This window comes from Streptomyces cavernicola (assembly GCF_029968035.1).
Lineage (GTDB): Bacteria > Actinomycetota > Actinomycetes > Streptomycetales > Streptomycetaceae > Streptomyces > Streptomyces cavernicola.
Genome location: NZ_JASCIQ010000006.1, coordinates 165,187 through 184,692 on the forward strand (window position 1 = coordinate 165,187; position 19,506 = coordinate 184,692).

At 72.5% G+C, this 19,506-nt stretch carries 17 protein-coding genes; 8 read left to right on the forward strand and 9 right to left on the reverse strand.

Translation table 11 applies throughout. The features are described from left to right. Nucleotides 1-23 precede the first annotated feature (23 nt). Nucleotides 24-713, reverse strand: coding sequence for a maltokinase N-terminal cap-like domain-containing protein (locus QIS96_RS08035; RefSeq protein ID WP_282541718.1), 690 nt, complete (start codon nt 711-713; stop codon nt 24-26). Between the two features lie 96 nt (nt 714-809). Continuing rightward, complete coding sequence (locus QIS96_RS08040; RefSeq protein ID WP_282541719.1) at nt 810-2,009, reverse strand: hypothetical protein; 1,200 nt, start codon at nt 2,007-2,009, stop codon at nt 810-812. A gap of 425 nt (nt 2,010-2,434) precedes the next feature. Here QIS96_RS08040 and QIS96_RS08045 point away from each other — a divergent pair, with 425 nt between their 5' ends. The 3 genes from QIS96_RS08045 (at nt 2,435) to QIS96_RS08055 (ending at nt 5,047) form a co-directional block, all read left to right on the forward strand. Continuing rightward, nucleotides 2,435-3,184 carry a cupin domain-containing protein gene (locus QIS96_RS08045; RefSeq protein WP_282541816.1) on the forward strand — a complete coding sequence of 250 codons (750 nt, stop codon included), beginning with the start codon at nt 2,435-2,437 and terminating at the stop codon, nt 3,182-3,184. A 439-nt stretch (nt 3,185-3,623) separates the two neighbouring features. Next, the gene (locus QIS96_RS08050; RefSeq protein ID WP_282541720.1) at nt 3,624-4,817 is read left to right on the forward strand and encodes a cytochrome P450; all 1,194 of its coding nucleotides are present in this window, start codon (nt 3,624-3,626) and stop codon (nt 4,815-4,817) included. 32 nt (nt 4,818-4,849) lie between these two features. Continuing rightward, entirely contained in the window at nt 4,850-5,047 is a 198-nt protein-coding gene (locus QIS96_RS08055; protein ID WP_282541721.1) for a ferredoxin, read from the forward strand. Between the two features lie 365 nt (nt 5,048-5,412). Here the strand turns inward: QIS96_RS08055 and rbsD are convergent, their stop codons facing one another. Genes rbsD through QIS96_RS08075 form a run of 4 tightly spaced genes read right to left on the reverse strand, consistent with a single transcriptional unit; the run spans nt 5,413 to nt 10,388 of the window. Continuing rightward, on the reverse strand, nt 5,413-5,802 hold the full coding sequence (gene rbsD, locus QIS96_RS08060; RefSeq protein WP_282541722.1) for a D-ribose pyranase: 390 nt from the start codon (nt 5,800-5,802) through the stop codon (nt 5,413-5,415). After that, the gene (locus QIS96_RS08065; RefSeq protein ID WP_282541723.1) at nt 5,799-7,763 is read right to left on the reverse strand and encodes an ABC transporter permease/substrate-binding protein; all 1,965 of its coding nucleotides are present in this window, start codon (nt 7,761-7,763) and stop codon (nt 5,799-5,801) included. The genes rbsD and QIS96_RS08065 overlap by 4 nt, the downstream gene beginning before the upstream one ends. Then, nucleotides 7,753-9,321: a sugar ABC transporter ATP-binding protein gene (locus tag QIS96_RS08070; RefSeq protein ID WP_282541724.1), complete on the reverse strand. Its 1,569-nt coding sequence runs from the start codon at nt 9,319-9,321 to the stop codon at nt 7,753-7,755. The genes QIS96_RS08065 and QIS96_RS08070 overlap by 11 nt, the downstream gene beginning before the upstream one ends. Then, the gene (locus QIS96_RS08075; RefSeq protein ID WP_282541725.1) at nt 9,318-10,388 is read right to left on the reverse strand and encodes a LacI family DNA-binding transcriptional regulator; all 1,071 of its coding nucleotides are present in this window, start codon (nt 10,386-10,388) and stop codon (nt 9,318-9,320) included. Before QIS96_RS08075 ends, QIS96_RS08070 begins: the two co-directional genes overlap by 4 nt. Before the next feature lie 575 nt (nt 10,389-10,963). On the opposite strand from QIS96_RS08075, the gene QIS96_RS08080 reads away from it, so the two are divergent. Next, the gene (locus QIS96_RS08080; RefSeq protein WP_282541726.1) at nt 10,964-12,085 is read left to right on the forward strand and encodes a MerR family transcriptional regulator; all 1,122 of its coding nucleotides are present in this window, start codon (nt 10,964-10,966) and stop codon (nt 12,083-12,085) included. A gap of 90 nt (nt 12,086-12,175) precedes the next feature. Here the strand turns inward: QIS96_RS08080 and QIS96_RS08085 are convergent, their stop codons facing one another. Next, a complete protein-coding gene (locus QIS96_RS08085) occupies nt 12,176-12,406 on the reverse strand; it encodes a hypothetical protein (RefSeq protein ID WP_282541727.1) in 231 nt (76 codons plus the stop codon). A 264-nt stretch (nt 12,407-12,670) separates the two neighbouring features. Between QIS96_RS08085 and QIS96_RS08090 the strand changes: the two genes are divergently transcribed. Genes QIS96_RS08090 through QIS96_RS08100 form a run of 3 tightly spaced genes read left to right on the forward strand, consistent with a single transcriptional unit; the run spans nt 12,671 to nt 15,981 of the window. Next, nucleotides 12,671-13,645 (forward strand): metallophosphoesterase family protein, encoded by a 975-nt coding sequence (locus QIS96_RS08090; RefSeq protein WP_282541728.1) that lies wholly within the window; start codon nt 12,671-12,673, stop codon nt 13,643-13,645. Nucleotides 13,646-13,666: 21 nt separating this feature from the next. Next, the gene (locus tag QIS96_RS08095; RefSeq protein WP_282541729.1) at nt 13,667-14,965 is read left to right on the forward strand and encodes an MFS transporter; all 1,299 of its coding nucleotides are present in this window, start codon (nt 13,667-13,669) and stop codon (nt 14,963-14,965) included. Next, nucleotides 14,962-15,981 (forward strand): TolB family protein, encoded by a 1,020-nt coding sequence (locus tag QIS96_RS08100; RefSeq protein ID WP_282541730.1) that lies wholly within the window; start codon nt 14,962-14,964, stop codon nt 15,979-15,981. Before QIS96_RS08095 ends, QIS96_RS08100 begins: the two co-directional genes overlap by 4 nt. 94 nt (nt 15,982-16,075) lie before the next feature. Here QIS96_RS08100 and QIS96_RS08105 read toward each other — a convergent pair whose 3' ends face one another. Beyond that, on the reverse strand, nt 16,076-17,401 hold the full coding sequence (locus QIS96_RS08105) for an AMP-binding protein (protein WP_282541731.1): 1,326 nt from the start codon (nt 17,399-17,401) through the stop codon (nt 16,076-16,078). Nucleotides 17,402-17,613: 212 nt separating this feature from the next. On the opposite strand from QIS96_RS08105, the gene QIS96_RS08110 reads away from it, so the two are divergent. Continuing rightward, on the forward strand, nt 17,614-18,177 hold the full coding sequence (locus QIS96_RS08110) for a GNAT family N-acetyltransferase (RefSeq protein WP_282541732.1): 564 nt from the start codon (nt 17,614-17,616) through the stop codon (nt 18,175-18,177). Between the two features lie 6 nt (nt 18,178-18,183). Here QIS96_RS08110 and QIS96_RS08115 read toward each other — a convergent pair whose 3' ends face one another. Next, complete coding sequence (locus tag QIS96_RS08115) at nt 18,184-19,203, reverse strand: LacI family DNA-binding transcriptional regulator (protein WP_282541733.1); 1,020 nt, start codon at nt 19,201-19,203, stop codon at nt 18,184-18,186. Between the last annotated feature and the right edge of the window lie 303 nt (nt 19,204-19,506).

Here is a 19,506-nt window from a genome sequence, read left to right on the forward strand (position 1 = left end):
GGGGCGCCGGCCCGCGGTTCAGCTCACAGCTCCCGTACGTCCGGGCCCGCCGACGCCTCCACGAACCGGTCCCGCTCCGTGCCGCCGTCCTCGGGCAGCTTCCAGTCGGCCGTGATGTGCCCCTGCGGAGCGGGCTGCCCTGCCGTGGCTTCCTGCTTGCCGAGCACTCGGCGGATCCGCAGCTCCACATGTGCCGCGGCCACACCTGCGGTCTTCGCCAGGATCCGGGTGCCCCGCTCGTCGTCCGCGATGGACAGCGGGCCGACGGAGGACCCGAACTCGGGTCCGTCGAACTCCGCGGTCACCGACCGGTCCGGTACGTCGGTCTCGTTCTGCGCCTGTGCCTGCGCACGCCCCTGCAGCAGGGCGAGCAACTCCCCGACGGCGACCGGGTCGTGGGCCGCGTCGTACACCCAGCGCTTGCCCAGCACCCCGTGCTCCGTCGTCCCGACGAGACCGTCCTCGGCACCGTCGAGCGGGGCGCCCCGGTAGCTGAGCGGCACGTGGTAGGTGACGGGCGCGGCGCCGGAGACATCGGTGACCACCATGAACTCGATGCCCACCTCGCCCTCCGGGTCGTCGAGCCGGAAGCCGCCCGCCTTCCGGAGCTCGGGGGCGGCCCCCGTACCGGCGTACCAGGCGCGCGACGGCAGCCAGTCGGTGAGGAGTTCCAACTTGGTGGGCTTCAGGGTGGTCTGGTGAATGAGAGCCATCCCTGATGGATATCACCCGGGGCGCGACCGGAGTGCGCCAGGGGCCTCAACTGCGGTTTCCCACCAGGGGATTGGCGTGTCAGGCCCCGGTGCCGCCTACTTCCGGTTGCCCTTCCGTGACGCCTCGCGGAAGCGCCCGAAGGCGTTGGTCAGGGTCGTGGACAGCGTCGAGCCCTCGGGCCGGGGCACCAGCGGCGCGGACGGCTGTGCGGGCAGCGGCGCGGACTCGCCGCGTTCGGCCAGGGCGGCCTGTGCGAGTTCGGCCGCTTCCCGGTACAGGTCACGGGACTTGGTCATCGCGTCGAGCGCGTCGGCGTACTTCGTGACCAGTTCGCGCGTACGGGCCAGCTCCTCCTCGATCGTCAGCAGGTGCCAGTGGCGGCGCAGCTGTTCCACGGCCTGCTCCGCGTCTGCGGTCAGCGGCCGGGGCAGACGCGCGAACTCCGTGATCTTCTGGATGAGTTCGGTCGGCTCGGAGCCGTCCAGGAACACACTGCGCACCGAGAACCGCTCCGCGTCGTACCCCGGCACGGGCGGCGACGAGGGCAGGACGACCGCGCCGCCGCGCGGCACCCGTACGTCCAGGTCCTTCATGGCCCAGTTGACGATGTCGAACTGCTCGGGCGCCGCCCGGTGTTCGACCACGCGGTGCCGCAGGCTCGGCGGCAGATACGGGGCGAGGGGCTCCAGGCCGCGGGCGTCGGGCGTCATCGCCTCGTGCACGACGACGTGGATGTTCCAGCTGCCGCGCGTGCAGTTCTTGAGCAGTCGGCGCAGGTCTTTGTCGTCGTCCGCGACGAGGCGGTGCGTGCCACGGAGGCGCGGGCCCGGCACCACGTCGTGGTCCCAGGGCGTGAGTTCGCTGTCGGGCCAGAACACCGTGGCGGGCGAGAGCCACTCCAGGTCCCAGGACTTCTCCGCCTCGGCCGCGAGCACCCAGGAGACCGCGCCGCCGCCGCGCCTGCGCCCCGGGGCGTCGTACGTCGTGAGCTGGGCGCGGACCGTGACGTCCTCGTCGACCCGCCAGCGGGCCTCGAAGAGGCGGCGCGCGGTGGGCGCGGGGGTCGCCTTGTCGTCCTCGGACTCGAACGGATCCGGCAGGCCGGGCATGCCTGCCACTTCGGCCGGGGACGAGTCGTCGGGCGCGAGGTCGAGGAAGTCGTCGATCAGGCCGATCGACTTCAGCGCGATGAGGTTGCGCCGGACGTCCTGCTCGGGCTCGGGCCCGAGGTGGCGCCCATGGCCCAGCCACGTCGTGTCGGGGGCGGCGGTCACGGATGAGCTCGTCTTAGGCATGGAGTCGTTCTGTGGGGGTCGCGTGGAGGCTCCAGTATGGTCCAGTCGCCCGGTCGGCGGTACGGGGGAGGGGGACGACATGCGGTGATCGCATGTCCGTCTCACAGTGCGGGCGGTCGCCGTACGGGGAGTGAGGTTCGGGGCGGGTTCTGTCGGAATGCCACATGGCGGCACGCACCGTTGACCGGCCGCAGGCCACGGCTTACGTTCACCAGGCGGGGGAAAGCGCTTGCTGAGCTGCCGTATGTGCCGTACGCCCATGTGGCCTGGGCTCATGTGGCGTGGACCCATGTGGCGTCGGCCCAGGCGTCGTTCGCCCGATGTGTTGTGCGCCCATGTGCCGATCGCCCCGCCGATGCCCGCCAGTGCCCGCCGGACCCCGAGGAGTACCCGTGGCGACGTCCTCCGAACGGCGAGCGGACCACGTGCTCGCGCAGCCCCCGGCCGCCGCAGCCGCCGCCCCGCCGCCGGAGCCCTTCACCGGACTGCCGGGTTCTGTGGCCGTCTCGCACCTCAGCGTCTACCACTGGCCGGCCGCCGACGGCCGCCGCGGCGGCACCCCGCACATGCATCTGACCTGCAGCGAGGGGTACGTCGTGACGGCGGGCCGGGGCTCCGTGCAGACCCTGACCGCCTCCGGGTACGAGGAGACCCCGCTGGAGGCCGGCACCGTCGCCTGGTTCACGCCCGGCACCATCCACCGCCTGGTCGAGGTGGACGGCCTGCGCATCGTGGTCCTGATGCAGAACAGCGGACTGCCCGAGGCCGGGGACGCCGTCCTCACGCTGCCCCCGGAGCACCTGGCCGACCCGGCGGCGTACGCGGCGGCCACCGCGATCCCCGAGGACGCGCCGCGCGCCGAGAAGGCACGGGCCGCGCGCGGCCGCCGGGACCTCGCCGTCGAGGGGTACCGGCGGCTGCGCGACGCCCGCGACCCGCAGGCCCTCGCCGACTTCCACGCCGCGGCCGCCGAGCTCGTACGGCATCGGCTCGGTGACTGGCGGGAGCGGTGGGAACGGGGTGCGGCGGCCGCCGCCGCGGCGACCGGGGACCAGCTCGACCGGCTCGCCGCCGGGGACGTCTCGCATCTGGCCGACGCGGCGGTGCGGTCCCGACGGCCCGCGGAACAGGGCAGGTTCGGGATGTGCGGGCACCTGGACGTCTACCGCTTCTGAGCCCAGGGGTCTGGGTGCCTGGACGTGTACTGCTTCTGAGGCCAGGGGTGTGGGTGCCTGGACGTGTACCGCTCCTGAGGCCGGGGCGCCGGGGCACCGGGCCGACGGGGCGTGGGGCGTGGGGCCGTTTTCCGGGCGGGGCGGGTGCCGGGACGCATCTGCGGCCGCCCTTGCCTGGCGTCTTTCCGGCCCTCGTCCACGGGGCGATCAGGCCGAGGCTGGTCTCGTACGGATGCACGGAGCGGACCGTTGCACGCCGCTGACCTACCCCTGACCTGCGGTGACGAACGGCCGTGACGGGCCGTGGGCCGGGGCTCTGCGGCGGGAACCGGCCAGCGGGGCGGCCCTCGATCTGGCCGGTGCGAGCGTGGACCTTCTAGATGCCTGGGGCATCGAATAGTGCCGGCAACAACGACAGCAGAGCGCTTGCGAGGTCAGCATGACGGAAACCGAAGCAGTCGCGTTCCCGCAGGACCGCACCTGCCCCTACCACCCGCCCCAGGCCTACCAACCCCTGCGCGACGCCCGGCCCTTGACCCGCGTCACGCTCTACGACGGCCGCTCCGTGTGGGCCGTCACCGGGCACGCCGAGGCGCGTGCGCTGCTCGCCGACGGCCGGCTCTCCAGCGACCGCACCACCGACGGCTTCCCGCTGCCCAGCGAACGCGTCGCCCAGGTGAAGGACCGCCGCGTCGCCCTCCTCGGCGTCGACGATCCGCTGCACAACGTCCAGCGCCGCATGCTGATCCCCAGCTTCTCGGTCAAGCGGATCGCGGCGCTGCGGCCGCGTATCCAGGAGGCCGTCGACCGGCTCATCGACGCCATGGAGGAACAGGGCCCGCCGGCCGAGCTCGTCGAGGCGTTCGCCCTGCCGGTGCCGTCGATGGTGATCTGCGCGCTCCTCGGCGTCCCGTACGCCGACCACGACTTCTTCGAGGAGCAGTCGCGGCGGTTGCTGCGCGGGCCGAAGGCGGCCGACGTGGAGGCGGCGCGGGACGAACTCGAGGCGTATTTCCTGCAGTTGATCGACGCGAAGGTGCAGAGCCCCGGCGAGGGACTCCTCGACGACCTCGTCGCGCAGCAGCTCGCCGCGGGCGCGGTGGACCGTGAGGAGCTGGTCGCCATGGCGACGATCCTGCTCATCGCCGGGCACGAGACCACCGCGAACATGATCTCCCTCGGTACGTACACGCTGCTCCAGCACCCCGAGCAGTTCGCGGCGCTGCGCGCGGACGACGGCCTGATGCCCGCCGCCGTGGAGGAGCTGCTGCGCTTTCTGTCCATCGCCGACGGCATGCTGCGCGTCGCCAAGGAGGACATCGACGTCGCCGGGGCCACGATCCGTGCGGGCGACGGCGTCGTCTTCCCCACCTCGCTCATCAACCGCGACGCGGACGTGTACGGGGAGCCCGAGCGGCTCGACTGGAACCGCGGCACCCTGCACCACGTCGCCTTCGGCTTCGGCATCCACCAGTGCCTCGGGCAGAACCTGGCCCGCGCGGAGATGGAGATCGCCCTGGGGACGCTGTTCCGCCGCCTGCCGGGGCTCGCGCTCGCGGTGCCGGCGGACGAGATCCCGTTCAAGCCGGGCGACACGATCCAGGGCATGCTCGAACTGCCCGTCACCTGGTAGGAGTTGGCGCTGCGATGGAGGAGGAGAGGCGCGTGCGCGTGCATGTCGACCGGGACCGGTGCATGGGTGCGGGGATGTGCGCCCTGACGGCCCCCGGGGTCTTCACCCAGGACGACGACGGCCTCAGCGAGGTGCTGCCGGGCCGGGCGGACGGGGGAGGGGATCCGCTGGTACGCGAGGCTGTGCGGGCTTGCCCTGTGGGGGCGGTGCGGATCGAAGGGGGCGAGTAGGAGGCGCGCCGTCGACTCGGTGGCCGTGGATCGCCCTCCGGGCTCGTCCTCAAACGCCGGACGGGCTGGTATTTGATCCCCTCCCCGCCCTTCCCGAAAGACTGCCGTCGGCTGCGGAGGCTCCGCCCCCGGACCCCTGCTCCTCAAACGCCGAAGGGGCTGAATTTGCCCCGGCAGGGGCGCGGGGCTGTGACATTGGCGGCTGCGCCGCGTGGGGCGCGACCGGCCACGACGGCGCTGCTTTTCGGCCGCTGCGCCGTCGTGGCCGGTCGCGCAGTTCCCCGCGCCCCTTGAAAGCCAGCCCCTCCGGCGATTGAGGAGGCCCGTCCGGCGAGGACTTTCGGGAAGGGGCGGGGAGGGGGAAGCTAGAAGAACACCCCGCACCGCAGCAGCACGTTCGCGTACGGACGAGCCTCCCCCGTGCGGACGACCAGGCGGGCCCCGGCCGTCAGCCGCTTCAGCTCCTCGTGCGGGACGAGCCGCAGATCCGGGACGCGCGCGGCCAGCAACCCCGCAGCGTCCGGGTTGGCCTCGGTCACCTCGACCGCCGCCGTACCCCCCTCGATCACCAGCTCGTCGAGGAGCCCGTCGAGCACCTCCGCGAACGACGGCACGCCTGCCCGGAACGCCAGGTCGACCACACGGGGCCCGTCCGGTATCGGCATGCCCGCGTCGCAGACGAGGACACCGTCGCCGTGCCCCAACTCGGCCAGTGCGCCCGCCAGTCGGCGGTTCAGGATGCCTGCGCGCTTCACTTGAAGTCCCCCACGTTCTTCGCCGTGACGACCTTCACCGGCACCTTCAGCTCAGCGGGCACGTCCTTGCCCTGCGCCGCGCGCACCGCGTTCCGCACGGCCATCCGGCCCAGCTCGTCGGGCTGCTGCGCCACCGAGGCGTACAGCGTGCCCGCCCCGACCGCCTTGATCCCGTCGGGCGTGCCGTCGAAGCCGACCACGGCCACGGACTTGCCGGCCTTGGAGCCGAGCGCCTTGGCCGCGCCGAGGGCCATCTCGTCGTTCTCCGCGAACACACCGTCGATGTCGGGGTGCGACTGCATCAGGTTGGTCATCACGTCCAGGCCCTTGGTGCGGTCGAAGTCCGCGGGCTGCTTGGCGACGACCTTGATGTCCGGGTACGCCTTGATGCCCTCGGCGAAGCCCTTGCCGCGCTCCCGGCTGGCCGAGGCGCCCGGGGTGCCCTGCAGCGTGACGACCGTGCCCTTGCCGCCGAGCTTCTCGGCGAGCGTCTTCGCCGCCTGCCGGCCGCCCTCGACGTTGTCGGACGCGACGAACGTGGCCGTCTTGGCCTTGTTGACCCCGCGGTCGACGGCGATCACCGGCACGTCGGCCTTGTTGGCGGCGCGTACGGACGGGCCCACGGCGTCCGAGTCCACCGGGTTCACGACGATCGACTTCATGCCCTCGCCGCTGAAGTTCTGCAGCTGGTTGGCCTGCTGGGACGGGTCGTTCTGCGCGTCCGTGACGGTCAGCTCGACGCCCTGCTTCTTCGCCTCGGCCTCTGCGCCCTTCCGCATCTGCACGAAGAACGGGTTGTTCAGCGTCGACAGGGACATGCCGACCTTCGTCGTCGTACCGGCCGGGCCCTGGTTGAACAGCGACATCGCGCCGAGCACCGCCGCCACCACGACCGCCGCGAGCGCCAGCTTGAACGCGCCGCGCTTGCCGCCGTTGCCGCTCGCACCGCCGGCGCCCGCACCAACGGCGCCGCCGCCGGAGCCGCTGCCGGCCCGGCGCCGCACCGTGTCCAGGAGCACCGCCAGCGCGATCACGACACCGATGACGACCTGCTGCCAGAACGCCGAGACCGAGAGGAGGTTGAGGCCGTTGCGCAGCACCGCGAGGATCAGCGCGCCGATGAGCGTGCCGGACGCCTTGCCGACACCGCCCGCGAGGCTCGCCCCGCCGATCACCACGGCGGCGATGGCGTCCAGCTCGTAGCCCTGCGCGGCCTGCGGCTGCGCCGAGACCAGACGGGAGGCGAGCACGATGCCCGCGACGGCGGCGAACAGACCCGACAGGGCGTAGATGACGAGCTTCTGCCGCGGCACGCGCAGACCGGAGAGGCGCGCGGCCTCCTCGTTGCCGCCGATCGCGTACATCGAGCGGCCGATGAACGTACGGCCCAGGATCAGCGCCGTGAGCAGGCCCGCCGCGATCATCACGAGCACGGGCACCGGCAGCCAGCCGCCGATGGTGTCACCGAGCACGGAGACCGAGTCGGGGAACGGGATGGGGCTGCCCTGCGAGATGACGAGCGACAGACCGCGGCCGATCGACAGCATCGCCAACGTCGCGATGAACGGCGGGAGTTTGCCGTACGCGACGAGCGCGCCGTTCACCAGACCGCAGGCGATGCCCGTGGCCACGGCGAGCAGCACGGCGAGCCACACCGGCACGCCCTGCGAAGTGGCCGTCCAGGCGAGGACGGTGGCCGAGAGCGCCGCGACCGAGCCCACCGACAGGTCGATGCCCGCCGCGACGATCACGAACGTCACACCGAACGCGAGGATCGCCGTGACGGCGGCCTGCACGCCGACGTTGAGGAGGTTCTGGGTGGTCAGGAAGTCACCGGAGAGCAGCGACATCGCCACCACCAGGACTATCAGCGCGCTCAGGGCGCCGTTCTCGAGCAGGAAGCGGCGGACCGCTCCGGCGCTGCCCGCGCCCGTCTTGCTCTGGAGCGTGTCAGCGGCCATCGGGGTCCTCCACTGCGTTGTCGTCGTTCTTCTTGAGGGGTACTTCGGAGGTGGGCGGCGCGGAGACCGCCAGGGCCATCACCGCGTCCTGGCTCGCCTCGTCCGCGCTGAGCTCGCCCGCGAGGCGGCCCTGCGCCATCACGAGGACCCGGTCGCTCATGCCGAGCACCTCGGGCAGATCGCTGGAGATCATCAGGACGGCGTGCCCGGACGCGGTCAGCTCGTTGATCAGCTGGTAGATCTCGACCTTCGCGCCCACGTCGATGCCGCGGGTCGGCTCGTCCAGGATCAGCACACGGGACTTGGCGAGCAGCCACTTGCCGATGACGACCTTCTGCTGGTTGCCGCCCGAGAGCGTGCGCACATGTTGGTCGATGCCCGCCATCCGCACACCGAGCTGCTCGGCGACGTCGACGGCCGCGGCCCGCTGCCCCTTCAGGTCCACGAGGCCCGCGCGGGTGGCCGCCCGCAGCGTGACCAGGCCCAGGTTCTCCTGCACGGACGCGTCCAGGACGAGCCCCTGGCCCTTGCGGTCCTCCGGTACGAGGCCGATCCCTGCGCCCATCGCGGCGTTCACGTCGTGCCGCGGCAGCCGCTCGCCGTGCACGTCGACCCGGCCCTCGTCGTACGGGTCGGCGCCGAACACCGCCCGCGCCACCTCCGTACGACCCGCGCCGACCAGACCGGCGAGGCCGACGACCTCACCGGCGCGCACCTCGAAGCTCACGTCCTGGAACACGCCGTTCCGGGTCAGTCCGCGGACCGACAGCAACGGCCGCTCCCCGTCGCCCTGTCGGGCCGGGGTGCGCTCGCGCGGGTACTGCTGCTCGATGCTGCGGCCCACCATCAGCCGTACGAGCTCGTCCTCGGGCGTGGACGCGGGCACCTGGTCGATGCTGCGGCCGTCGCGCAGGACCGTGACGCGGTCGCCGAGCGCGGCGATCTCCTCCAGGTGGTGGGTGATGAACACGATGCCGACGCCGTCCTCACGGAGCCTGCGCACGATCGCGAAGAGCTTCTCCACCTCCTCGGAGGTGAGCACGGCCGTCGGCTCGTCCATGATCAGGACGCGCGCGTCCAGGCTCAGCGCCTTGGCGATCTCCACCATCTGCAGCCGGGCGATGCCCAGTTCCCGCACCCGGGTGCGCGGCGACACGTCGACGCCGACCCGCTTCAGGAGCTCGGCGGCGTCCGCCTCCATCTTCTTGCGGTCGACGAGACCGAAGCGGCGGGGCTGGCGGCCCAGGAAGATGTTCTCGGCGACCGTCAGATCGGGCACCAGGTTGAACTCCTGGTAGATCGTGGCGATGCCGAGCGCCTCCGAGTCCTGCGCGCCGTGGATGCGCACTTCGCGCCCCTCGGCCAGGATGCGGCCGCTGTCCGGACGGTACGCGCCCGACAGCATCTTGATCAGCGTGCTCTTGCCGGCCCCGTTCTCGCCGAGCAGCACATGCACTTCGCCGCGGCGCAGGTCGAAGTCGACGGAGTCGAGCGCGACTACGCCGGGGAAGGTTTTGCGTATCCCTTCGATACGCAGCAACTCGTCCGGATGACTCACGGGTTGCTCCTCGGTCGGGGGCGGGGGGTCGGTGACTGGTCTGGTCGGGCTGGGGGTGCCGTGCCGGGTGGCGCGCCCGGCTCGCCGCACGAGCGGCGTACGACGAGCCGCGCGGGCAGGGTCACGGACCGCGCGCGGCGGCCCTCGATCACGGCGGTGAGCGCGCGCACGGCGGCGCGGCCGAGCTCGCGGGTCGGCTGGGCGATCGCCGTGACCGGCGGATCGGTGTGCACGAACCAGGGGATGTCGTCGAACGCGGCGAGCGCGATGTCGCCGGGTATGCGCAGGCCCCGGGCCCGTATCGCGTCGAGCGCGCCGAGCGCCATCAGGTTGTCGGCGGCGAAGACCACTTCGGGCGGCTCGGGCAGCGCGAGGAACGCCTCGGTGACGCGCCGGCCGCTCTCCGCCTGGAAGTCGCCCTGGCCCACGTACTCCTCGGGCAGTTCGAGCCCGTACGCGCCGAGGGCCGCGCGGAAGGCGTCCACGCGCTCGCTGCCGGTCGTGGTGGCGGCCGGGCCCGCGATGATCGCGAGCCTGCGGTGGCCGAGGCCGTGCAGATGGGCGACCAGGTCGCGGACGGCGGCGCTGCCGTCGGCCCGTACGACCGGCACGTCCACGCCCGGGATCCAGCGGTCCACGAAGACCGTGGGCGTTCCGGCCCGCGCCGCGTCGAGCAGCTGCGGGGAGCCGCCGTCGGTGGGGGAGACGAGGAGTCCGTCGATGCGGCGGTCGAGCAGGGTGCGCACGTGGTCGTCCTGGAGCTTCGGCGACTCGTCGGCGTTGCCGATGATCACGCTGTAGCCGAGGGCCCTTGCCTCCTCCTCGACCGAGCGGGCCAGCTCCGTGAAGTACGGGTTCATCACGTCGCTGATGATCAGGCCGAGGGTGCGGGTCTGGGCGGTGCGCAGAGAGCGGGCCACGGCGTTCGGGCGGTAGCCGAGCTCGTCCACGGCGGCGAGGACCCGGCTGCGGGCGTCCTCGCTGACGGAGGGGTGCGCGTTGAGCACGCGCGAGACCGTGGCGACGGACACGCCCGCCGCGGCCGCGACATCCTTGATGCCCGCCATCTCCGGACCACCTCTTCGTGGGTTCCGTGGAATCGATTACACGGAGGATTGGAAACGATTACACGGGGCTGGGCAAGGGGGTGCGGGGGAGCGAGATTCAATTGTGATGTGGGGTGCGCGGATGAGCGGCTTTGTTTTTCGGGGCTCGGGTCGACGGTTCCGCGAGGTCCGGCCGAGCTCTTGTCGGGCTTGGCCGGCCTTGGTCGGGGGCTTGTGTCGACCGTTCCGTCTGGTTGCGCGGGGCTCGGTCTGCGGGGTTCGGGTCGGGCGATCCGCACCGTCGTACGGGGTGCTGTCCGCGGGGCTGCCGCCCCGGACCCCGCCTGGGGCTCCGCCCCAGCCCCCTTCATCGGCCTGCGGCCTCGTCCTCAGGCGCCGGACGGGCTGGATCGCCGGCCTGCGGCCTCGCCCCCGAGCGCTGGACGGGCTGGTTCTCGGTCACCGGCCTCCCCCCCCCCCACGCACACCAGCCGGGCTGAGCGGTAGCCCTCCCGCCTCGCCCCCTCCCGAGTGCAGGTCGGACGGATCCAGGCGCCGTTGACCCTGACGTCACGTCATGCCGCATAGTCCGTTGCATGGAGGAGCTGGAGCGTCTGACCGTCGGGCGGGTGGCCGAGTTGGCCGGTGTGACCGTTCGTACGCTGCATCACTACGACAGGATCGGCCTCGTGCGGCCGTCCGCGCGGACCGCCGGCGGGTACCGGGCCTACGCGGCCGGCGACGTGGAGCGTCTGCGGGAGGTGCTCGCCTACCGGCGGCTCGGCTTCGGGCTGCGCGAGATCGCCGCTCTCGTCGACGATCCGGCCACCGACGCGGTCGCCCACCTGCGCCGGCTGCGCGGCCTCCTCCTCGACCAGCGCGACCGGGCCGCGGCCATGGTGACGGCCATCGATCGGGAACTGGAGGCGCGTGCCATGGGGGTCAGGACCACGCCGGAGGAGCAACTCAAGGTGTTCGGAGCGGAGTTGTACGACACCATCGGGTCCGCCTACCCGGCGACGCGGCGCACCGAGCCGCGGATCGCCGCCAGGATCTGGGAGGCGCTCGGGGACGCGCGGACCGTCCTCAACGTCGGGGCGGGCACCGGCTCGTACGAGCCCCGCGACCGTGACGTGACGGCGGTGGAGCCGTCGGCGGTCATGCGGGCGCAGCGTCCGGCGGGCGCGGCTCCGTGTGTGGCGGCGAGCGCGGAGAACCTGCCGTTCGAGGACCGGTCCTTCGACGCCGCGATGGCGGTCAGCACCGTCCACCACTGGCCGGACCCGGTCGCCGGCCTCCGGGAGATGCGGCGCGTGGCCCGGCGCGTGGTGGTCTTCACGTACGACGCGAGCACGACCGGGTGGCTCGAACGGTTCTGGCTCACCCGCGACTACCTGCCCGAGTTCGGCGAACTCCTCGCCGACTGGCCCTCGTTGGCCGACCTGACCCGCGCGATCGGCGGCCGCGCTGAGCCCGTGCTGGTCCCCTGGGACTGCACCGACGGCTTCTTCGAGGCCCACTGGCGGCGGCCCGAGGCGTACTTGGACGAGCAGGTGCGCCGCGCGGTGTCCGTCTGGACCAGGGTCGGGGCGGAGGCCGAGCGGCGGGCGGTGGAGGGCCTGCGCGACGACCTCGCCTCGGGCTGCTGGGCAGAACGCAACCGCGACCTCGTCGCCCTTGACGCGGCAGAGCTCGGCCTCCGACTGCTGGTGGCTTGAGCATGAACTCCGGGGGTGGGGGCGGGGGTTGGTGCCCCGCCCTCGGGTCCCGGGTCCCGGGTTCCGGGTCCCCTCAACCCCGAAGGCCCCCTACGCCCCCTGCCGTACCCCGTTCTCCGCCATCAGGTCCGCCACCAGTTGGAACAGGCGCTGTTCGTTGCCGGCCAAGCCCGCCGCCCGCAGTGCGCGGTCGGTCTCGGCCATGGGTTCGTGGAGCAGGGGTGGCGCGCCTGCGGGATGTGACGTGTCGTCGAGCGTCGCACGCACGCCCTTCACGAGCCTCACGTACGCCTGCACCGCCGCCAGTTCAAGATCTGTCATCGTCCTTCTCCTCCTCGAAGCGTCGGACTGCCCGACTCCCCAGTCTTGCGTGCGCCACTGACAACGGGCGGAATCCCGGCCGTCGGTGCACGCGGACGGACCAAGATCCAGAGCAGGTTCGCGGGGCAACGCCGCTGCCGGTGACGGCAGTTGAGTGGTAGTAAAGTTTCCTAACAAAGTGCGTCCCGGTATCTTGACGCGTACATGGCGCATCGCCAGGATTCCTCGCGACGGCTCCCCCCACGCCGACCGAGGAGACCCCCCATGTCGCGCAGCCACATCACCCGTACGCACATAGCCCGCCGTCCCGAATCCCCGTTCCGGAAGCGGAAGTTCGTGATTCCCGCCGCGCTCGGCGGCGCGCTCGCCGTCGTCGAGGGCGCGTTGCTCTGGTCGCCCGCCGGGGCCGCCGACGCCGCGCCCGCGCAGCGGCCGCGCGCCGCCTTCACGGCGGTGGCCGTGGGCGACATCGCCGAGCAGTGCACCGCCGACGACAGCGGATGCGAGCACCCGAAGACCGCCGCGCAGGTCGAGAAGATCGCCCCGTCGTTCGTCATGACCATGGGCGACAACCAGTACGACGACGCCCGCCTCCAGGACTTCGAGCGCTACTACGACACGACCTGGGGCGCGTTCAAGGACAAGACGCGGCCGGTGCCGGGCAACCACGAGACGTACGACCCGGACGGGCCGCTCGCCGGGTACAAGGCGTACTTCGGGGACGTCGCCTACCCCGAGGGCAAGAGCTACTACAGCTACGACCAGGGCAACTGGCACTTCGTCGCCCTCGACTCGAACAGCTTCGACGACGACGCGCAGCTCGACTGGCTGAAGGCCGACCTCGCCGCAAACGACAAGAAGTGCGTGGCCGCGTACTGGCACCACCCGCTGTACTCCTCCGGCGAGCACGGCAACGACCCCGTCGGCCGCCCGGTGTGGAAGCTGCTCGACGACGCGGGCGCCGAGCTCGTCCTGAACGGCCACGACCACCACTACGAGCGGTTCGCGCCGCAGGACGCCGACGGCAACGCCGACCCGCAGGGCATCGTCGAGATCCTCGCCGGCACCGGCGGAGCCCACCCGTACAAGATCGAGGAGGTGCAGCCGAACAGCGAGAAGCAGATCACCGACACCTTCGGGGTGGTGAAGCTGAACTTCGGGGACGACGGATTCGACTGGCAGCTCATCGGCAGCGACGGGCAGGCAGCCGACACCAGCCCGTCATACATGTGCCACTGACCCATAGAACGACAGGCGCGTATGTATCTCGCCACCACAGGCGCGGGCGCCACCTCGGGCCGTGCGCCCCGGCGCGGCCGTGTCGCCGGACCCGTCCTCGCGCTCGGCGCGGTCAGCCTCGTCACCGACATCTCATCCGAGATGGTCACGGCCGTGCTCCCGCTCTACTTCGTTCTCCAACTCGGCCTGTCCCCGCTGCAGTTCGGTTTCCTCGACGGTCTCTACAACGCCGTCACCGCCGTCGTGCGGCTCGCGGGCGGGCACGCCGCCGACCGCGGCGGCCGCCACAAACTCGTCGCCGGCGGCGGCTACGCCCTCTCCGCGCTCTCCCGCCTCGGCCTGCTCCTCGCGGGCGGCGCCACCGCGGGCATCGGCGCGGCTCTCGCGGCCGACCGGATCGGCAAGGGCGTACGGACCGCGCCGCGCGACGCGCTGATCTCGCTGAGCAGCCCGCCCGACCAACTCGGCCGCGCCTTCGGCGTGCACCGCGCGATGGACACGACCGGTGCGCTGCTCGGCCCGCTCGCCGCGTTCGCCCTGCTGTGGGCCACGGCCGACGCGTACGACGCGGTGTTCGTCGTCAGCTTCTGCTGCGGGCTGCTCGGTGTGCTCCTGCTCGTGGCGTTCGTGCCGGGGCGCCGGGACCTGCCGCGCGCGGCGACACGCACCCCCCGGGCCTCCCCTTCGCGCGCCCGTGACCTGCTGAAAGTCCCTTCGTTCCGCCGCATCCTCGCAGCCGCCGCGGTGCTCGGGGCGGCCACCGTCGGCGACGCGTTCGTGTATCTGCTGCTGCAGCGCCGGATCGGCTTCGCCGAGAGCTGGTTCCCGCTGCTTCCGCTCGGCGCGGCCGCCGTGTATCTGCTGCTCGCCGTGCCCGCGGGCCGGCTCGGCGACCGCATCGGCCGCCGCGTGCCGTTCCTCGCGGGCCATGCCGCACTCGCCGCCGCGTACGCCCTGCTCCTCACCCCGCTCGGCGGCACGGCGCTCCTCGTGGGCGTCCTGCTGCTCGTTGGCGTCTTCTACGCGGCGACCGACGGCGTCCTGATGGCGCTCGCCGGGCCGTTCCTGCCGACAGAACGCCGCGCCGCCGGCCTTGCCGTGGTGCAGACGGGCCAGGCCCTCAGCCGCCTCCTCGCCGCCGCCGGGTTCGGCGCGGCATGGACGTGGTGGGGTACGACCACGGCCCTGACGGCGGCCGTACTGGCGCTGCTCGTGGCACTCAGCGCGGCGGCGTGGCTGTTGCGGGGCGTCGAATCCGGAAGGCCCGATCACTTCAACGCGCGGACAGCAGACGCCTGTTCGGAAGGTGCCGCGTCATGAACCTCACCCCGAGGGCCTCCCTGCGCACCCGCGTCCTCGCCGTCGCCCTGGCCGCCGCCGTCCTGGCGGGTGTCGCCGTCGCCTACACCGTGCAGGCCGCCCGCCGCGCCCAACCGGCCGCCACAGCCTCGGAGTTCGGCCTCACGGCAGGGCAGTTGTACGTACGCGACGAGCGCGGCGGCACGGACGACGGACGCATCGCCCACGTACCCCTGGACGCCCCGGAAAAGGCCGGGCAGCGCCGAACCGGTGGCGGTCCGGCCTGCGCGCGGTTCTACGCGGCGGGCGGCACCGCGCTCTGCCTGCAGCGGCGGCCCGGCATCCCGCCCAAGTCGTACGCGGTCGTCCTGGACCGGGAGTTGCGCGAGAAGCGGCGGATCGCGCTCACCGGCATCCCCGACCGGGCGCGCGTGTCCGCCTCCGGCCGGATGCTGTCCTGGACCATGTTCGCCACCGGCGACTCCTACGCGGGCTCGTCCTTCTCCACCCGCACCTCGATCCTCGACACCCGCACCGGCTACCTCGTCAAGAACATGGAGGAGATCCCCCTCACCGTCGACGGCCGCCGCTACCACTCCCCGGACGTCAACTACTGGGGTGTCACCTTCGCCGACGACGACAACCGCTTCTACGCCACCGTCTCCACCAAGGGCCGGACGTACCTGGTCCGCGGCGACATGCGCCGCTGGTCCGCGCGCGCCCTGCGCACGAACGTGGAGTGCCCGTCCCTGTCCCCGGACGGCACCCGCATCGCGTTCAAGAAGCGGGTACGGGAAGGGAGTTCGGACCCGTGGCGGCTGTACGTCCTCGACCTGCGCACGATGCACGAACACCCCGTCGCCGAGCGGCGCAACGTGGACGACCAGGCAGCCTGGCTCGACGACGACACCCTTGCGTACGCGCTGCCGAGCGGTGAAGGTGGCCGCAAGAGCGACGTCTGGACGGTTCCGGCTGACGGGTCGGGCACCCCCAACGTGCTTGCGCGGGAAGCGAGTTCACCGTCCGCCGTGCGGTGACCCGGCACGCGAAGGCCTTCAGCGGTAGCCGTGGGAGTTCGAGGGCGAGCGCCTCAGCGCGATACGGGGCCCGGAGTCGGAGTCGGAGTCGGAGTCAGAGGAGGAGAACGGTCCCGTCCGGCAGGACCCGCGCCGCCGTCCCCGTGCGGAGGAACCCGTCCGGTGTGAAGGCGCGCGCGTCGTGTTCGGGTGCGCGGTAGTGGCCGCGTGGGGTGTAGGGGCCGCGGAAGAGCAGCTCGCCGGGTTCGCCGGGCGGTACGTCGCTGCCGTGGGCGTCGACGATGCGGATCTCGTCGTCGGGGGAGAGTGGGCGTCCCTGTGTGCCGAGGACCGTCTCGTACGCGTCGGAGAGGCGGGTGAGCGTGAGCGGCCCCGCCGCCGTGCCGTGCACCTGCTGCAGGCCGCACCCCAGGGTCGTGCCGATCCGCTGGGCGGTCGCGTACGGCAACGGGCCGCCGCCCACCTGCACGAGCCGCAGGCTGTTCAAGTCGGCCCGCACAGCGGGAAGTTGAGACATCCAGTGGTCGACTGCGGCGGGCGTGAGCGAGGTGACCGTGACCCGTTCCCGCTCGACGGCCGGGAGGCACACGCCCGGGTCGGCGTCCTCGGCCAGGACGACGGTGCCGCCCACGCAGAGCGTGCCGATGACGCCAGGGCCGCCGAGGCCGAAGGCCGAAGCGGCGGGCAGCGCGGCCAGGTACACGTCGTCCGCGGTGAGCGCCGCCGCGTCCGCCGCGGCCCGCGCCTGGTACGCGTAGTCGTCGTGGGTGCGCGGCACGAGCGTGGGCGCGGCCGTGCTGTCGTCGCAGGGCAGCAGGAACGCCACGTCGTCGGCGCCGAGCGGCGGCGCGGGCTCGGGCGGTGCGTCGACCGAGCCGAGCGGGGCGTAGTGGCAGCCCGACACGTCGGTCCTGAGCCCGCCGCCGTACGCGGACGCGCCCGGTGGGTCGAAGGTGAACACCCGCCGCAGATAAGGGCCTTGGGCGGCGATGGCGGCGGCCGTCGCCATGTGGTCGACGCCGTTGTACGCCGTGGGGCAGACATAGCCGACGGCCTCCGTGAGCCGTACGACACGCGCCACCTCAGGCGCCTCGTACGAGAGCGGCAGGAGCACCGGCACCGCGCCGGCGCGCAGCAGTCCGAAGAGGGCCACCACGAACTCGGGGACGTTCGGCAGCTGCACGACGACCCGCTGCCGGGGCCGGATGCCGCGCAGCCGGAACCCGGCGGCCATGCGGTCCGCGCGCCGGTCCAGGTTCGCGTACGTGAGCCGGGTCGCGCCGTGCACGAGCGCCGTGCGGGGGCCGTGGTCGAGGGCCCAGAGGCGCAGCAGGTTGTCGAGCGTGCAGCCGCTCCAGTGCCCGGCCGCCCAGTAGCGGTCCACGAACTCCTCGGGCCAGGGCGTGCAGCCGTCGAGCATGAAGGTGCTCCTTGCTTCCTTGTTCCCTTGTTCCTTGCGGTGACCTCGGCAGTCCAGGCGCTCGGCCCGCGCGCAGGCAAGACGCAGTCCCGCCCAGGGCCGCCGGGCCACCTCGGCGGAACGTCCAAGGCGCGCCCCTGACCAGCGGGAACGGCAGGATGCCGACGGAAATGGGTTGCCGTCGCGGGCGGTGCGGCAGAACCATGGACGCCATGACCACCGCCGACACCGCCGACACCACCGTGCGCGAGGTCCGCGCCGACGAGTGGAGCGCCGCCAAGGAACTGCGCCTCGCCGCGCTGCGCGATCCGCTCGCCGCCATCGCGTTCATGGAGACCTACGAGCAGGCGCAGGCGCGGTCCGACGCGCACTGGAAGGACCGCACCGCGCGTTCCTCCGCGGGCGGGCCCCACCGCCAGTTCGTCGCCGAGAGCCCCGAAGGCCCGGGGAGCGGGTTCGCGGGCACGGTGACGGTGATCCTGGAGGAGCCCGGCACGGAGGACTTCATGGGGGAGCGGATCGCCGAGCGGCAGGCGCACCTCGTCGCGGTGTTCGTGCGGCCCGAGCACCGGGGCGGACGGGTGGCGGCCGACCTGTTCCGGGCCGCCGTCGACTGGGCCCGCGCGCAGGACGGCGTGCGCCGCGTCCGCCTCCTCGTGCACGTCGACAACGAGCGGGCGCTGGGCTTCTACCGCAAGGCCGGGTTCGTACGGGTCCGGGAGCTGGGCGAGGAGTGCGAGTGGGTGTACGGGGGCGTCAACTCGCCGTCGGAGTAAGGGAGTTCAGCTGCGCGGGCCCGCGCCCGTGGATCCGCGTACCACCAGCTCCGGCTGGAACAGGAACTCGCCGGGTGGCGCGGGCGTGCCCGCGAGGTCTTCGAGGAGGGCGCGGACGGCGGCCTGGCCCATGGAGTGCACGGGCTGGCGGACCGTGGTGAGCGGCGGGTCGGTGAAGGCGATCAGCGGGGAGTCGTCGAAGCCGACCACCGAGACGTCGTCCGGGACGCGCAGGCCCAGGTCGCGGGCGGCGCGGATCGCGCCGAGCGCCATCATGTCGCTGGCGCAGACGATGCCCGTGCAGCCGCGGGCGAGCAGGGTCGCGGCCGCCGCCTGGCCGCCCTCCAGGGTGAAGAGCGAGTGCTGGACCAGGTCCGCCGTGTCCGCCTCCGCCAGGCCGAGGCGTTCCCGCAGGGCGCTCTGGAAGCCCTCGATCTTGCGGATCACCGGCACGAACCGCCGCGGGCCCACGGCCAGGCCGATACGGGTGTGGCCGAGCGCCGCGAGGTGGCTGACCGCGAGGCGCGCCGCGGCCCGGTCGTCGGTCGACACGAACGGCGCCGTGACGGCCGGCGCATAGCCGTTGACCAGGACGAACGGGACGCCCTTGGCGCGCAGCGCCTCGTAGCGGCCGGTGTCGGCGGTGGTGTCGGCGTGCAGCCCCGAGACGTAGACGATGCCGCTGACGCCGCGCTCCACGAGCATCTCGGTCAGCTCGTCCTCGGTGGAGCCGCCGGGGGTCTGGGTGGCGAGCACGGGCGTGTAGCCCTGGCGGGTCAGGTCCTGGGCGATGGTCTGGGCGAACGCCGGGAAGATCGGGTTGTCCAGCTCCGGGGTGATCAGGCCGACGAGGCCCTCGCTGCGGCGGCGCAGCCGTACCGGGCGCTCGTAGCCCAGGACGTCCAGGGCGGCGAGCACTGCCTCGCGGGTGGTCACGGCGACGCCGGGTTTGCCGTTGAGGACCCTGCTGACGGTGGCCTCGCTGACCCCCGCCTGGGCTGCGATGTCGACGAGCCGTGCGGTCATGGGCGGACTGTACCCGCCATCCGTCGGCTTGCCCACCGCCCTTGCACGCTCTTCCTGACAGGTTCTTGCAAGCCTCTTGCAGAGGTCCGTCGGCCGGATCCAGGGGAGGTCGGCGGCCGGTTGTCGCCGTCCGTGATCGGGTAATTGCGAGATTATCTCCGGGTTTTACGGGGGTATGCCGGGCCTGTGGCGGCGGGAACCAGTGCAATGCGCAGGACACGCGGGCGTAACGATCACGGTTCCTTGCAGAAATTTCTCGCAAGGTCTTTCGGCGGCTTTTCATCGCTGTTACGTTCCTGGCAA

Bases quoted from the DNA above. Each gene is read 5' to 3' on its own strand.
- QIS96_RS08035 (WP_282541718.1), bottom strand. From the start codon at position 713: ATGGCTCTCATTCACCAGACCACCCTGAAGCCCACCAAGTTGGAACTC.
- QIS96_RS08040 (WP_282541719.1), bottom strand. From the start codon at position 2,009: ATGCCTAAGACGAGCTCATCCGTGACCGCCGCCCCCGACACGACGTGG.
- QIS96_RS08050 (WP_282541720.1), top strand. From the start codon at position 3,624: ATGACGGAAACCGAAGCAGTCGCGTTCCCGCAGGACCGCACCTGCCCC.
- QIS96_RS08065 (WP_282541723.1), bottom strand. From the start codon at position 7,763: ATGGCCGCTGACACGCTCCAGAGCAAGACGGGCGCGGGCAGCGCCGGA.
- QIS96_RS08075 (WP_282541725.1), bottom strand. From the start codon at position 10,388: ATGGCGGGCATCAAGGATGTCGCGGCCGCGGCGGGCGTGTCCGTCGCC.
- QIS96_RS08080 (WP_282541726.1), top strand. From the start codon at position 10,964: ATGGAGGAGCTGGAGCGTCTGACCGTCGGGCGGGTGGCCGAGTTGGCC.
- QIS96_RS08085 (WP_282541727.1), bottom strand. From the start codon at position 12,406: ATGACAGATCTTGAACTGGCGGCGGTGCAGGCGTACGTGAGGCTCGTG.
- QIS96_RS08090 (WP_282541728.1), top strand. From the start codon at position 12,671: ATGTCGCGCAGCCACATCACCCGTACGCACATAGCCCGCCGTCCCGAA.
- QIS96_RS08095 (WP_282541729.1), top strand. From the start codon at position 13,667: ATGTATCTCGCCACCACAGGCGCGGGCGCCACCTCGGGCCGTGCGCCC.
- QIS96_RS08100 (WP_282541730.1), top strand. From the start codon at position 14,962: ATGAACCTCACCCCGAGGGCCTCCCTGCGCACCCGCGTCCTCGCCGTC.
- QIS96_RS08105 (WP_282541731.1), bottom strand. From the start codon at position 17,401: ATGCTCGACGGCTGCACGCCCTGGCCCGAGGAGTTCGTGGACCGCTAC.
- QIS96_RS08110 (WP_282541732.1), top strand. From the start codon at position 17,614: ATGACCACCGCCGACACCGCCGACACCACCGTGCGCGAGGTCCGCGCC.
- QIS96_RS08115 (WP_282541733.1), bottom strand. From the start codon at position 19,203: ATGACCGCACGGCTCGTCGACATCGCAGCCCAGGCGGGGGTCAGCGAG.